Genomic DNA, 13,300 nt, shown 5'->3' on the forward strand with positions numbered 1-13,300 from the left:
CTCCTCACGATCGGGATGGGGATGCCTCCATCCTGCCCGAACCGTCGAAGCGGAGTCCCATCACGGTGGCTGTGCCGGGCTGCTCCAGGACCTCGAAGCCCAAAGTGTGATAGAAGGCGATGGCCCGGGTGTTGGTGGCGGACGTGGTCAGGTGCACGCCGGTGGACCCGCCCGCCCGCAGCTGGTCGAACAGCGCGTCCAGCAGTTTCGTGCCCCAGCCCTGCCGCCGCGCACGGGCGTCCAGGTTGATGTGCAGGTGCGACGGGTAGCCGCCGAGCGTGGCCGGCAGGAAGCGCTCCGGGTTGTGCATCGACAGCACGAGCGACTCGTACCGGTTGGTCTCCTGCGCCGGCTTCGGGTACCTATCGGCGAAACGCGGTGTCCACTCCGCACGCCAGCGCCGGTAGAAGTCCACTGTGTCCACCGCGCCCACGGTGTAGCCGGCAACGCCCTCGTCGTCGGCGATGACGAAGCAGAGCTCCGGCACGAGGGTCAGGTACGGGTCGACGAAGACGTAACCGATCAGGTCCAGGTCGTCGAGCTCGGTCTGGGTGGCCGTGTCGACGCAGATGTCGTGCACGGCCTTGAGGTCGTCAGCTCGGGCGGGCCGCAGGATCAAGGTTCTCCCCCACTGTCGTCTGTCGATCAGCCACCACCGTGCGGATCTGGGCGGCGAGGCGGTCGATGGCGGTCGCCGACGCGCGGCGCTCCACCAGCGGCAGCGAGTGCAGCTGCCGTTCGAGGTGCCACTGAAGATGCGCGGCGACCAGGCCGCTGGCCTCGCGCTTGCTCGACGGCTGGGTCCGGTCCACCAGCGCCCAGTCTCCGTGGGTGAGCGCGTCGAGCAGGCTCAGCGTCTCGCCGGCCGGGCTGGCCGAGCCGGCCGGCCGGCAGGTGCCGCACACCGAACCGCCGGCGGGCACGCTGAACGCGGCGTGCGGGCCGGGAGTGCCGCACCGCGCGCACTCGGTGACGGCCGGCGCCCAGCCGGCGAAACCCATGGCGCGCAACAGAAAGGCGTCGAGCACGAGGCCGGCTTCGCGCTGCCGGTCGGCCAGCGCCCGCAGCGCGCCGACCACCAACATGTACAGCCGCAGCACCGGTTCGCCCTCTTCGGCGGTGAGCCGGTCGGCGGTCTCCAGCACCGCGCAGGCCGCCGTGTACCGGGCGTAGTCGTCGACCAGGCCGACGCCGAAGGCGTCGACGGTCTCCACCTGGGTGATCACGTCCAGCGTGCGCCCGGTGTAGAACTGCACGTCGACGTGCCCGAACGGCTCCAGCCGGGCGCCGAAGCGGGAGGACGTGCGGCGCACGCCCTTGGCGACGGCGCGGATCTTGCCGTGCCGCTGGGACAGCACCGTGATGATCCGGTCGGCCTCGCCGAGCTTCTGCACCCGCAGCACGACGCAGGTGTCTCGGTACAGGCTCACAAGTACATGGTGACACGCCGATGGTGACTCCGATGGCGGGCGACTACCGGAGCCACCACCTGGTCGTCACTTCACGGAGATCACGATCGTCTTGGCGGTCTTGTCATGCCAGCCCTGGCGACGCCCCAGGTTGTCGAAGAACGGCGACAGGTAGCACACCAGCACGTAGAGATAGCCGAGCACCGGAATGACACCCGGAGCGAACATCGTGGCCCAACGTCCCGCCGCCGGACCAAAGCCGGGTAGTTGGCCGTCATGAATCCGGATGACCTTGACGCCGGCGATCTGCTTGCCCAGTGTCGCGCCTCTGACAGCGATCATGATGACTTCGTAGACGGCGAACACGAGCAGGAAGATCAGCGGCGTCACAAGGAACGTGACCAGGAAGCCGGCACCGACGGCACTCGCCGCCGCCGCGACCTGGGCGGAGCAGTCGGTGACGGACGGGTCGCAGTTCTGCAACGAACTGGCGCTGCTCGCCGCACCAGCGAAGATCAACCCAGTGAGGATGGGGATCAGAATGGCAGCGGGAATGCCGATGATCAGCGAATCCACCAGGCGAGCGAGGAACCGCTGGCCCATCGAGGCCACCCGGATCGTGCCGACACCGGGCAACTGGATCGTGTCCAGCCCGTAGGCACCCTGCGGCGCGGTGTAGCCACCGGGAGCACCGGCGTACTGCTGCTGTCCATAGGGCTGCTGCGGCATGCCGTAGGGCGGCGAGGCCTGGCCATATTGCTGCTGGTTGGGGTCGTAGGGCTGCTGCGGCTGTTGCGGCGCGCCGTACCCCGGCTGGCTGAAGCCCGGCGGCGGCGTCTGCGGCTGCTGCCCGTAGGGCGGCTGCTGTCCGTACGGCGGCTGCTGTCCCTGCGGGTCGAAGCCGGGGGGCGGTGTGGTCACTGGGTGCTCCTGGACTGGGGTTTACCTGGCAAAGCGCGTGAACTATAGGGCGCGTTACGGGTCCGCCCCCGGCATTTCGCGCAACTCGCCGCCAGTTCTTTACCGACCGGTGTCGATCCGGCCCTTGGTGCAGCCTAGAAGCCCAGACGGCGGAGCTGTTTGGGATCCCGCTGCCAGTCCTTTGCGATCTTCACGTGCAGGTCGAGGAAGATCCGCGAGCCCAGCAGCCGCTCGATCTGCCGGCGCGCGGTCGTGCCCACCTGCTTCAGCCGCTCCCCCTTGTGCCCGAGGATGATCGCCTTCTGGCTGGTGCGCTCCACGAACAGGTTGGCGTGCACGTCGATCAGGTCGTCGCGGCCCTCGCGCGGGCGCATCTCCTCCACCACCACGGCGATGGAGTGCGGCAGCTCGTCGCGCACGCCCTCCAGCGCGGCCTCCCGGATCAGCTCGGCGACCAGCGTGGCCTCCGGCTCGTCGGTCAGCTCGCCGTCCGGGTACAGCCGCGGGCCCTCGGGCAGGCGGCCCACCAGCAGGTCGGCCAGCGTGTCGAGCTGGAAGCCGTCCTGCGCCGAGACCGGGATCAGGTCGGCGAAGTCCATCACCTTCTGCAACGCCAGCAGCTGCTCGGCGACCTGCTGCTGGGGCACCAGGTCGGTCTTGGTGACGATGCCGATCACCGGCGTGCGCCGGGCCAGCTTGGCCAGCTCGGACGCGATGAACTTGTCGCCGGGGCCCACCTTCTGGTCGGCCGGCACGCACAGGCCGATCACGTCGACCTCGGACCAGGTCTCCATCACCAGATCGTTGAGCCGCTGGCCGAGCAGCGTGCGCGGGCGGTGCAGCCCGGGGGTGTCCACGATGATCAGCTGCGCGTCCGGGCGGTGCACCACGCCGCGGATGGTGTGCCGGGTGGTCTGCGGCTTGCTGGACGTGATGGCCACCTTGGCGCCGACCAGCGCGTTGGTCAGCGTCGACTTGCCCGCGTTGGGCCGGCCGACGAAGCAGGCGAACCCGGAGCGGTGCCCGGCAGGGGTGATGTCGCTGGTCATCGTCTCATTCTCGCTGGTTGCCCCGAACGCGCTGTGTGGGGGCAGTAGTGTCGGGCCGTGATCGATGTGCTGTGGCTCGGCCTGGTGCTGGGCGCGGGCGCCGCGGTGTCGGTCGGTCCGATCTTCGTGACGATCCTGCACGAGTCGGCCACGCGCGGCTTCGCCGCCGGGATGCGGGTGATCCTGGGCTCCGCGACCGCCGACCTGGTGCTGCTGATCCCGGCGCTGTTGTTGTCGCAGGTGATCGCGACGGTGGCCGGCGCGGCGACGTGGGTGGCGGTGGCCGGCGCGGTGTTCATGACCGGCCTGGCGGCGTTCGCCCTGCGCGACGCGCTGCGGCTGTGGCGCGGGCACGTGCCGGAGCTGGCCGGCGGCTGGGCGTTCTGGAAGGGCCTGCTCTCGAACCTGCTCAACCCGCTGAGCTGGACGTTCTGGCTGGCCACCGGCACGCCGACGATGCTGGCCGCGCAGCAGGCGGGCGGCGTGCTCGGGCTGCTGGTGTTCACGATCGTGTGGTTCGCGACGGCGTCCGGGCTGGAGGCGGTGATCGCCTTCGCGGTGTCGCGATCGGGCCGCGGCCTCGGGCACCGCGGCCAGGCCGGGCTGTCCGCCGCGTCGGCGGGGCTGTTCCTCGGCCTGGCCGGATTCCTGCTGGTCCGGGCCTAGCCGACGACCGCGCCGCTGGGGTCGGCGACCAGCACGTACGCCGACTCTGTCAGCTCGCGGACGGCGGCGCGGGACTCGTCGTCGACCTTGCCGGACTCGGTGACGACGGCCGCCGCCTCCAGGCCGGGCGCGCCGCTGGCCACCGCGGCGGCGACGGCGGCCTGCAAGGCGGTCAGCTTCAACGACGGCAGCGACACCGTGCAGGCGGCGTAGGTGCGGCCGTCGGTGTCACGGACCGCGGCGCCCTCGGCCGCGCCGGTGCGGGCCCGGGCCGACCGGGCCAGGGTCACGATCTTGGCGTCCTCGGGGTCCAGATCAGCCACGCTCGCCGTTCCTCTCCTGCTCGTCGCGCCGCACCACCACGGTCGTGATGCGCACGCGGCCCCTGTTGTCCTTGCCGCCCTCGGCGCGCAGCCGCAGGCCGGCGATCTCGGCCTCGGCGCCGGGCAGCGGCACCCGGCCCAGCCGCTGCGCCAGCAGCCCGCCGACGGTCTCCACGTCGGAGTCGTCCAGCTCCACGTCGAACAGCTCGGCCAGGTCCTCCACCGCCAGCCGGGCGCTGACCCGGTAGCTGTCCTCGTCGAGCTGCTCCACCGGCGGCCGCTCGTCCTGGTCGTACTCGTCGGTGATCTCGCCGACGATCTCCTCCAGGATGTCCTCGATGGTCAGCAGCCCGGCCGTGCCGCCGTACTCGTCGACGGCGATGGCCAGGTGATTGTGCGTGACCTGCATCTGCCGCAGCAGGTCGTCGAGGCGCTTGGTGTCGGGCACGAACACCGCCGGCCGCATCACGTCCTTGACGGTTTGCGCTCCGCCCTCGACCGACACCCGCGCCAGGTCCTTGATGTTGACCACGCCGACCACGTCGTCGACGCTCTCGCCGATCACCGGCAGCCGGCTGTAGCCGGTGCGCAGCGACAGCGCCAGCGCCTGCCGCACGGACTTGGCCTGCTCGATCCAGATGATCTCGGTGCGCGGCACCATGACCTCGCGGGCGATGGTGTCGCCCAGCTCGAAGACGGAGTGGATCATCTCCCGCTCGTCCTCGTCCACCACGCCGCGCTCGCCGGCCAGGTCCACCAGCTCGCGCAGCTCGACTTCGGTGGAGAACGGACCCTCGCGGAAGCCCCGGCCCGGGGTGATCGCGTTGCCGACCAGGATCAGCAGCCGGCTCAGCGGCCCCAGCACCCGGCCCAGCACCCGCACCGGCCCCGCCGCCAGCAGCATCACGCCGTACGGATGCTGGCGGCCGACCGTGCGCGGCCCGACGCCGATCAACACGTACGAGACGATGACCATGGCCACGCCGGCGATCAACAGCGCCAGCCAGACCGTGGACACCGCTTGCAGGCAGAACGCGGTGATCAGCACGGTCGCGGCCAGCTCGCAGCCCAGCCGGAGCAGCAGGAGCAGGTTGATGTGCCGCGGCCGGTCCTCGATCAGCAGCTGGAGCTGCCGGGCCCCGGTGCGGCGCTGCCGCAGCAGCTCCTCCACGCGGGCCCGGGACACGGTGCCGAGCGCGGCGTCCGCGCAGGCGAACGCGCCGGCCGCGAGCACGAGCACGACCGCGCACAGCAGCATCGGCACGGCTGTCGCGCCCATCAGCCGGCGTCGGTGTCCGGCGCGGGCTTGTCGTCCTCCTCGGCCAGGCCGACGGCGCCCAGCACGCGGTCGTCGTTGCTGCGCTGCTGGGCGGCGCGGGTGGCCGACTCCTTGGCCTCGCGGTAGTCGGCGAGGATGCGGTTCTGGAGCGTGAACATCTCCCGCTCCTCGGCCGGCTCGGCGTGGTCGTAACCCAGCAGGTGCAGCACGCCGTGCACGGTCAGCAGGTGCAGCTCGTCGAGCAGGCCGTGGCCGGCCTTGCGGGCCTGGTCCTTGGCGAACGCCGGGCACAGCACGATGTCGCCGAGCAGCGCCGGGCCGACGCCGGCGGCGTCCGGGCGGCGGGCCGAGTCCAGCTCGTCCATCGGGAACGCCATCACGTCCGTCGGACCGGGCAGGTCCATCCAGCGCTCGTGCAGGTCGGCCATCACGTCCAGGTCGACCAGCAGCACGGAGAGCTCCGCGAGCGGGCTGACGCCCATCCGGTCCAGCGCGAAGCGGGCGACGGCGACGATGCTGGCCTCGTCGACGCCGACACCGGCCTCGTTGGCGATCTCGATACTCACGGGCCCTATCGTCCCCGGCCACCCTTTTCGGCCCTGACACCGGGTCCGGCGTCCTGGGCGTTCTGCCACTTGTCGTAGGCGTCCACGATGTCCCCGACCAGCCGGTGGCGCACCACGTCCTGGCTGGTCAGCACCGAGAAGTGGATGTCCGGCACGCCGGCCAGGATCTCCTGCACCACGCGCAGGCCGCTGCGCTGGCCGCCGGGCAGGTCGACCTGGGTGATGTCGCCGGTCACCACGATCTTGGAGCCGAAGCCCAGGCGGGTGAGGAACATCTTCATCTGCTCGGGCGTGGTGTTCTGCGCCTCGTCCAGAATGATGAAGGCCTCGTTCAGCGTGTTGTGCGTGACCAGGTAGTCCTCGGTGACGTAGAGCGAGTCGGCCGCCGCCACCTGGATGCAGACCGCCTCGGCCCGCCCGGCCGGTTCGATGCTGTCGATGAACCGCATCGGACGGCCGCCACCGCCGGCTTCGACGTACTTCCGCTGCTTGCGGGCGAGACGGAACGGCTCGACTCCCGCGGGAAGCCGGATGTCGATCACGTGCGCGTCGTGCCGGTAGGGCACCGGACGACCGTTGGCGAAGCCGGGCTTCCGGCCGAGGGCGGGCCGGCAGCGCGTGTAGGCCACGCCGCCGAACGACCGCACCAGGCCGATCACGTCGTCCTTCAGCCTCGACGACGTCGTGACGTACTGGATGCGGCAGGTTCGGCCGAACTGCGTGACCGGGCCGCCGTCGGAGTCCAGCAGACCCTGCAGCAGCGCGAGCCGAACGTCCGCGGAGTTCTGCAGGTAGACGTCCGGGATGAACTTCGACTCGGACCGCGTGCCCAGCAGCCCGAGCTCGCGGAGCGCGCCGGTGACCGGGTTCTCGATGGTGATCACTTCGCCGGGCAGCCGCACCCGGTTGAGGGCGTAGTCGACCCCGCCCCGATGCCGTACGCGCATGCCCGGCAGCGACGCCTCCAGGGCAAGCGCGAGTTCCACGTCGTCGGTCGCGAAGGCGGGGGTGGTCGAACCGGTCAGGCAGCCGTCGCCGAGGAGCAGGCCCAGGGCGTACGGGTCCATGGGAACAGCCTGCTCGGGGTGGCAGGTCGGCGCGGCCAGCACCGGCAGCTCGTAGCGACGAGCGTGTGCGGCCCGGAGGTTGCCGATCATCTCCTTGGTCTCGAGCACCCGCCACGGCTTGCCGCGGCGCTTGTCCGAGGCCGTCTTGACCGCCCAGAGGTGGTCGCCGCAGCACAGGGTGGACGCGCCGTCGCCGGCCGTCACCCGATAGATGTCCTTCTCGCCCTGCGGGTACACACCGAGCACCGGCGTGGGTTCGCCGTTCGAGCCGATGACCAGGTCGCCGACCTGCAGGGAGCCGATGGGTCGGAAGCCGTCCGGCGTCAGGACCGGCGTGAAGATCGGTTGGGCCCGACCACGCATATAAGCCAGCGGCGCCACTTCGATGGTGCCGGCCTGCATCAGCCGCGGGATCGACTCCGGCTCGACCATGTCGTGCAGCGCGTCGTAGAGCGGCCGCAGGTAGGGGTCGATCTTGTCGAACAGGGTGCCGGGCAGGAAGCCCAGCCGCTCGCCCGCCTCGACCGCCGGCCGGGTCAGGATGATCCGGCTGACCTGCTTGGCCTGCAACGCCTGCACGGCCTTCGCCATCGCCAGGTAGGTCTTGCCGGTGCCGGCGGGGCCGATGCCGAACACGATCGTGTTGGCGTCGATCGCGTCCACGTACCGCTTCTGGTTGAGCGTCTTGGGCCGGATCACCTTGCCGCGCCGGGACAGGATGTCCAGGCTGAGCACCTCGGCCGGCGACTCGGCGTCGCCGCCCTCCAGCATCGCGACGGTGCGCCGGACCGCGTCCGGGCCGACCTGCTGGCCGCCGCGGGCCAGGGTGACCAGCTCGGTGAACACCCGCTCGGCGAAGGCGACGTCGGCGGGCCGGCCGGTCAGCGTCACCTCGTTGCCGCGGACGTGCACGTCGGCGTCCAGCAGCTCCTCGGCGGCCCGGAGGCTTTCGTCGCGGGAGCCCAGCAGGGCCAGCACCGCCTCGTCGGGAACGGTGAACCGGGACTGGGCGTCCGCCTCGGCGATCGAACCCGCCGGCGACGAACCGTTCTTGGGTGTGGTGGCGTTCTCCCCGGAACGGGCAGCTCCGCCCTGTGCGCTTGACGGCACCTGGCCTCGGGCCTGCTTCCTGCGCGGTCGTGCGCGGTCGGTGGACTGCTGCTGGCCCTTCCGATGCTAGTCGCGGGCACCGACAGCGCGCATTCGAGTTGACCCCTTAGAGCTTCCCGAAGTGACCCAATTGTTCTCCGCCCAGCACGTGCAGGTGCGCGTGGAACACGGTGCGGCCGGCGTCGTCGCCGGTGTTGAACACGAGCCGGTAGCCGCTGTCGGCGATGCCCTCGGCCTTGGCCACCTCGGCGCCGGCGGTGATCACGTCGGCCAGCAGCTGCGGGTCGGCGGCGGCCAGCGCGGCGGCGCCCTCGTGGTGCTCCTTGGGCACGACCAGCACGTGCGTCCTGGCCTGCGGGTTGATGTCGCGGAACGCGAAGGTGCGCGCCCCGTCGTGGACGACGGTGGCCGGGATGTCGCCGGCGACGATCTTGCAGAACAGGCAGTCCGCGGTCATGCCGGCAGGGTAGACGCCGGCCCCAGCAGGTCGTCCAGATGCCGGTCGATCACCCTGACGGCGTCGTCGGAGCCGATCCGCTCCGGCGAGAACACGCAGGCCAGGGTCATGCCGTCGATCACCGCCAGCAGGCGGACGGCCTCCAGGTCGGGGTTGCGGTCCCTGGACAGCTCGCCCTGCGCGGTGGCCCGCCACAGCATCCCGGACAGCACCGCCAGCAGCGCGTCGCGGTTGTCCCGCTCGGCCCGTTGCAGGCCGGGGTCGACCTGGGCCCGGGCCAGCAGGGCGAGCCACACCTCGACCTCGACGCGGTGCTCCGAGGTGACCGGCAGCAGCGCCTCGGCGACCCGCCGCAGCACGGTGCGGGTGTCCTGGTCGTCGATGGCCTGGAGCCGCGCCCGGGCCTTGTCGGCCAACAGCTCCATGGCGAAGGCCAGCAGCGAGTCCTGGGTCGGGAAGTAGTGCCGCAGCGAGCCGGTGGACCAGCCGGACTCGGCGGCGACGGCGCGCACCGAGGCGTGGTGCACGCCGTCGGTGCTGATCACCCGCCAGACCGCTTCGGCCAGTTCGCGGCGGCGGGCCTGGTGATCGACGACCTTGGGCACGACACCGTTTTAACACAGGTGATATAAATACGGTCGTACTAATACAGTCGTGACAGAACGGGGGAGGGGTCGTGCTGCTCACGCTCGTCATCGGCTCGGAGGTCGGCTTCGCCGTCTTCCTGCTGGCCGGCCTGGTCGCCCGCTACCTGCTGAAGATGCCGCGAACCGGCGCGGCGCTGCTGGCGTTGTCCCCATTGGGCTACGTGATCGTGCTGGTCGCCGGGGCCATCGACCTGGCCCGCGGCGGCACCGCGGACATCGCGCACGTGCTGGGGGCGATCATCATCGGGATCGTGGTGGTCTCCGGCCGGCACCACCTGCACGCGATGGACGGGTGGGTCCGGCGCAAGCTGGCTCGGGAGCCAAAGCCGAGGATCAGCGGCCGGGACCACGCCCGTCAGCAGCGAGTCGACTTCTACCGGCGGGCCGTCGAGTGGGTGACGGTGATCGCCCTGCTCGGCGGCGGCTACGCGCTCACCGGCTTCGATCCGACGCGCGGCGCCGAGCTGGTCAGCGGCATGGGGTTCTGGACCGTCGTGCTGGGCGTCGACTTCCTCTGGTCCTTCAGCTACACGCTGTTTCCCCGCACCAGGGCGTAAAAAAACGCCGTGCCGTAGCGGAGCCTGGGGGTCACTCCGCTACGGCACGGCCGCCGCCGGACCGAGGGGGGAGGTGTCCGGCGGGTGGTACCAACATCCTGGCCAATATCCGTCGGCTCGGACGTCGGAAATTCTTGGTTGCCAAAGGGTAGACCCTGCTCAGGGCTGCGCGCCATAGCGGATTGCGGCCAACGCCATCTTGATCGCTCTGGTCAGCCCCATCGGGTGGACAGCGCCCCGATGGCTCCCAATGCGACCGCCGCCGCGGTAGAAGCGCGCAGCACCGACGGCCCCAGCCGCACCGCGACGGCGCCGGCGTCGGTCAGCACCGCCAGCTCCTCGTCGCTGATGCCGCCCTCGGGACCCACCACGAGCAGGAGGTCTCCGTCCGTCGGGAGATCTCGGAGCCGTTCCGCCGCCGACTCGTGCAGGACCATCGCCTTCGCCGCCTTGCCCACCAGCGCCGCCAGCTCGGCCGTGCTGACGGGCTCGGCGACCTCCGGCACCCAGGCGCGTCGGGACTGCTTGGCCGCCTCCCGGACCGTGCTGCGCCACTTGGCCAGGGCCTTCGCGCCGCGGGGTCCTTCATCCCATCGGGCGACACAGCGGGACGCCCGCCACGGCACGATCGCGTCGACGCCGGCCTCCGTGGCCAGTTCCACTGCGAGCTCGCCACGGTCGCCCTTGACCAACGCCTGCGCGACGACGACCCGCGGCTGCGGCGCCGGCTCCAGCGTGCGTTCACGCACTTCAAGCCGAACGGTGTCCTTCTCCACGGCCTCGATGGCGCACCGCACGCGGCCGCCGCGGCCGTCGGCGAGCATGAGCTCCTCGCCGACGCGCAGCCGCCGCACGGACGCCGCGTGGTGGCCCTCCGGACCGTCGAGCACGCCGGTGTCCCCCGTCGGCAGGCTGTCGACGAGGAATACGGGCAGTGTCGTCACCGGCGGGAGTTTCGCAGGCGCGAGAACAGGCCGTGGCCGCGACCGTTGGTCGACGCCAGCTCCGGCTCCTCCTCGCCCCGCAGCGCTGCCAGCTCGCGCAGCAGCTCCGCCTGCTTCGGGTCCAGCTTCGTGGGCACCTCGACCTGGAGGTGCACGTACATGTCGCCGCGGCCGTCCACACGGCCCGAGGAGCGCAGCTTCGGCATGCCACGGCCGGTCAGCACCAGCTCCGTGTTCGGCTGCGTGCCCGGCTCGATACGCAGCTCCTCCGTGCCGTCCAGCGTCTTCAGCTGGAGCACCGCGCCCAGCGCCGCCGTCGTCACCGGGATGCGCAGCGTGCCGTGCAGGTTCGCGCCCTCCCGCTCGAACGTGTCGTGCGGCAGCTCGTCCACCTCGACGTACAGGTCGCCGGCGGGGCCGCCGCCGGGGCCGACCTCGCCCTGGCTGGCCAGCCGCACGCGCATGCCGTCGGCCACGCCGGCCGGGATCTGCACGGTGATCGTGCGGCGGGCGCGGATGCGGCCGTCACCCGAGCACTGCTGGCACGGCTCCGGGATGACCTCGCCGAAGCCGCGGCACACCGGGCACGGGCGGGCCGTGACGACCTGGCCCAGGAAGGACCGCTGCACCGACTGGATCTCGCCGCGGCCGTGACACGTGTCGCACTGCTGTGTCTTCGTGCCGGGGGCGCAGCCGCCGCCCTGGCACTGGTCGCACAGCACGGCGGTGTCCACCGTGATCTCGCGGGAGACGCCGGTGAGGCACTCCTCCAGGTTCAGTTCCATGCGCAGCAGGGCGTCCGAGCCCGGCTGCACGCGGCTGCGCGGCCCGCGACCGGCGCCGCCGCCCGTGGCCGCGCCGAAGAAGGCGTCCATGATGTCGCCGAGGCCGAAGCCCGCGCCGCCGAACGGATCGCCCATCCGGGCGCCGCCGCCACCGCCGGCCCCGCCGCCCAGCGGGTCCCCGCCGAGGTCGACGATCTTGCGCTTCTGCGGGTCGGACAGCACCTCGTAGGCGGCCGTGACCTCACGGAAGCGCGCCTGCGCCTGCTCGTCCGGGTTCACGTCCGGGTGCAGTTCCCTCGCGAGCCTGCGGTACGCGCGCTTCAGCTCCTCGGGGGTCGCGTCCTGGCTGACCCCCAGCGTGCCGTAATAGTCCCTGGCCACCTTGTTTCCAGTCCTCCTGCCGGATCCCCCGACCCGGCCCGTCAGCTAGCCGGGCTAGCGCCCGGTCAGGATGTCACCCACGTAGTTGGCGACCGCGTGCACGGCCGCCATGGCGCCCGGGTAGTCCATCCTCGTCGGCCCCACAACGCCCATGCCCCCGAGCAATGTTCCCTTGCCGCCGTATCCGATCGACACCACGGAGGTGCTGCGCAGGTCCTCGGCCTCGTTCTCGTTGCCGATGCGCACCGTCACCGTGCCCGGGTCGCTGACCGCCGCCAGCAGCCGCAGCACCACCACCTGCTCCTCCAGCGCCTCCAGCACCTGGCGCAGCGAGCCCGGGAAGTCGGCGACGTTGCGCGTCAGGTTCGCCGTGCCACCCAGCAGCAGGCGCTCCTCGGGGTGCTCGACCAGCGTCTCCACCAGGACGGTGGACACCCGCAGGACGGCGTTGCGCAGCTCCGCCGGCACCTGCGTGGGCAGCTCCGCCACCCGCGCCGAGGCGTCCGCCAGGCGGCGGCCGCACATCGCCGTGTTCAGCAGGGCCCGGATCTGCGCCGTGCCCTCCTCGTCGATCACGTCGCCCAGGTCGACCATGCGCTGGTCGACCCGGCCGGCGTCGGTGATCAGCACCAGCATCAGGCGGGCCGGCGTGAGCTGCACCACTTCCAGGTGGCGGACCGTGGAGCGGGTCAGCGTCGGGTACTGGATCACCGCCACCTGGCGGGTCAGCTGGGCGAGCAGCCGGACGCTGCGCCGCAGCACGTCGTCCAGGTCGACCGCGCCCTCCAGGAAGCTGTGGATCGCGCGGCGCTCCGCCGGCGACAGCGGCTTCACCTCGCTGATCCGGTCCACGAACAGCCGGTAGCCCTTGTCCGTCGGCACCCGCCCCGCGCTGGTGTGCGGCTGCGTGATGTAGCCGTCCTCCTCGAGCACCGCCATGTCGTTGCGCACCGTCGCGCTGGACACGCCGAGGTTGTGCCGCTCCACGAGCGCCTTCGATCCGACCGGCTCCTGGTTGGAGACGTAGTCGGCGACGATCGCGCGCAACACCTCGAAGCGGCGCTCATCAGCGTTCACGCGGCGTCACCTCCGGGCCGGTCGACAAGTGTGCTCACGACAAGTTTACGGAGCGGGGCCGA

Annotated in this window: 14 protein-coding genes and 2 pseudogenes; 2 read left to right on the plus strand and 14 right to left on the minus strand. The window is 71.4% G+C overall.

The window, feature by feature from the left end:
* Positions 1-4 precede the first annotated feature (4 nt).
* The 4 genes from BCF44_RS28170 to era all read right to left on the minus strand — a co-directional run bounded on the left by BCF44_RS28170 (position 5) and on the right by era (position 3,379).
* The gene (locus BCF44_RS28170) at positions 5-619 is read right to left on the minus strand and encodes a GNAT family N-acetyltransferase (protein WP_170217801.1); all 615 of its coding nucleotides are present in this window, start codon (positions 617-619) and stop codon (positions 5-7) included.
* Positions 594-1,430: a DNA repair protein RecO gene (gene recO, locus BCF44_RS28175; protein ID WP_116177426.1), complete on the minus strand. Its 837-nt coding sequence runs from the start codon at positions 1,428-1,430 to the stop codon at positions 594-596. The genes BCF44_RS28170 and recO overlap by 26 nt, the downstream gene beginning before the upstream one ends.
* A gap of 66 nt (positions 1,431-1,496) precedes the next feature.
* Entirely contained in the window at positions 1,497-2,330 is an 834-nt protein-coding gene (locus BCF44_RS28180; RefSeq protein ID WP_116177427.1) for an RDD family protein, read from the minus strand.
* A 134-nt stretch (positions 2,331-2,464) separates the two neighbouring features.
* The gene (gene era, locus BCF44_RS28185) at positions 2,465-3,379 is read right to left on the minus strand and encodes a GTPase Era (protein ID WP_116177428.1); all 915 of its coding nucleotides are present in this window, start codon (positions 3,377-3,379) and stop codon (positions 2,465-2,467) included.
* Between the two features lie 57 nt (positions 3,380-3,436).
* Here era and BCF44_RS28190 point away from each other — a divergent pair, with 57 nt between their 5' ends.
* Positions 3,437-4,045 (plus strand): LysE family transporter, encoded by a 609-nt coding sequence (locus tag BCF44_RS28190; RefSeq protein ID WP_116177429.1) that lies wholly within the window; start codon positions 3,437-3,439, stop codon positions 4,043-4,045.
* Here the strand turns inward: BCF44_RS28190 and BCF44_RS28195 are convergent.
* From BCF44_RS28195 to BCF44_RS28220, 7 genes and pseudogenes are all read right to left on the minus strand, one after another.
* Positions 4,042-4,368: a cytidine deaminase gene (locus BCF44_RS28195; protein WP_116177430.1), complete on the minus strand. Its 327-nt coding sequence runs from the start codon at positions 4,366-4,368 to the stop codon at positions 4,042-4,044. The genes BCF44_RS28190 and BCF44_RS28195 overlap by 4 nt on opposite strands.
* Entirely contained in the window at positions 4,361-5,647 is a 1,287-nt protein-coding gene (locus BCF44_RS28200; RefSeq protein WP_116177431.1) for a hemolysin family protein, read from the minus strand. Before BCF44_RS28200 ends, BCF44_RS28195 begins: the two co-directional genes overlap by 8 nt.
* The gene (gene ybeY, locus BCF44_RS28205) at positions 5,647-6,213 is read right to left on the minus strand and encodes an rRNA maturation RNase YbeY (protein ID WP_116177432.1); all 567 of its coding nucleotides are present in this window, start codon (positions 6,211-6,213) and stop codon (positions 5,647-5,649) included. The genes BCF44_RS28200 and ybeY overlap by 1 nt, the downstream gene beginning before the upstream one ends.
* Positions 6,214-6,218: 5 nt before the next feature.
* Positions 6,219-6,551: pseudogene (locus tag BCF44_RS57815) on the minus strand (PhoH family protein); the annotation flags it as partial.
* A 1,080-nt stretch (positions 6,552-7,631) separates the two neighbouring features.
* A pseudogene (locus BCF44_RS57825) lies at positions 7,632-8,390 on the minus strand (PhoH family protein); the annotation flags it as partial.
* A gap of 106 nt (positions 8,391-8,496) precedes the next feature.
* On the minus strand, positions 8,497-8,847 hold the full coding sequence (locus BCF44_RS28215; RefSeq protein ID WP_116177433.1) for an HIT domain-containing protein: 351 nt from the start codon (positions 8,845-8,847) through the stop codon (positions 8,497-8,499).
* Positions 8,844-9,452 carry a TetR/AcrR family transcriptional regulator gene (locus BCF44_RS28220; RefSeq protein ID WP_116177434.1) on the minus strand — a complete coding sequence of 203 codons (609 nt, stop codon included), beginning with the start codon at positions 9,450-9,452 and terminating at the stop codon, positions 8,844-8,846. The genes BCF44_RS28215 and BCF44_RS28220 overlap by 4 nt, the downstream gene beginning before the upstream one ends.
* 71 nt (positions 9,453-9,523) lie before the next feature.
* Here BCF44_RS28220 and BCF44_RS28225 point away from each other — a divergent pair, with 71 nt between their 5' ends.
* On the plus strand, positions 9,524-10,051 hold the full coding sequence (locus BCF44_RS28225) for a hypothetical protein (protein WP_116177435.1): 528 nt from the start codon (positions 9,524-9,526) through the stop codon (positions 10,049-10,051).
* A 212-nt stretch (positions 10,052-10,263) separates the two neighbouring features.
* On the opposite strand, the gene BCF44_RS28230 is transcribed toward BCF44_RS28225, so the two are convergent.
* Genes BCF44_RS28230 through hrcA form a run of 3 tightly spaced genes read right to left on the minus strand, consistent with a single transcriptional unit; the run spans position 10,264 to position 13,238 of the window.
* Positions 10,264-10,995, minus strand: coding sequence for a 16S rRNA (uracil(1498)-N(3))-methyltransferase (locus BCF44_RS28230; protein ID WP_116177436.1), 732 nt, complete (start codon positions 10,993-10,995; stop codon positions 10,264-10,266).
* Positions 10,992-12,161 (minus strand): molecular chaperone DnaJ, encoded by a 1,170-nt coding sequence (gene dnaJ / locus BCF44_RS28235; RefSeq protein WP_116177437.1) that lies wholly within the window; start codon positions 12,159-12,161, stop codon positions 10,992-10,994. Before dnaJ ends, BCF44_RS28230 begins: the two co-directional genes overlap by 4 nt.
* A 54-nt stretch (positions 12,162-12,215) precedes the next feature.
* Positions 12,216-13,238, minus strand: a complete 1,023-nt coding sequence (gene hrcA, locus BCF44_RS28240; RefSeq protein ID WP_116177438.1) for a heat-inducible transcriptional repressor HrcA — start codon at positions 13,236-13,238, stop codon at positions 12,216-12,218.
* Between the last annotated feature and the right edge of the window lie 62 nt (positions 13,239-13,300).

It is taken from the genome of Kutzneria buriramensis, assembly GCF_003387475.1.
GTDB lineage: Bacteria > Actinomycetota > Actinomycetes > Mycobacteriales > Pseudonocardiaceae > Kutzneria > Kutzneria buriramensis.

Coding starts and splice junctions, on each gene's coding strand:
- era (WP_116177428.1), bottom strand. CDS start 3,379: ATGACCAGCGACATCACCCCTGCCGGGCACCGCTCCGGGTTCGCCTGC.
- BCF44_RS28215 (WP_116177433.1), bottom strand. CDS start 8,847: ATGACCGCGGACTGCCTGTTCTGCAAGATCGTCGCCGGCGACATCCCG.
- BCF44_RS28200 (WP_116177431.1), bottom strand. CDS start 5,647: ATGGGCGCGACAGCCGTGCCGATGCTGCTGTGCGCGGTCGTGCTCGTG.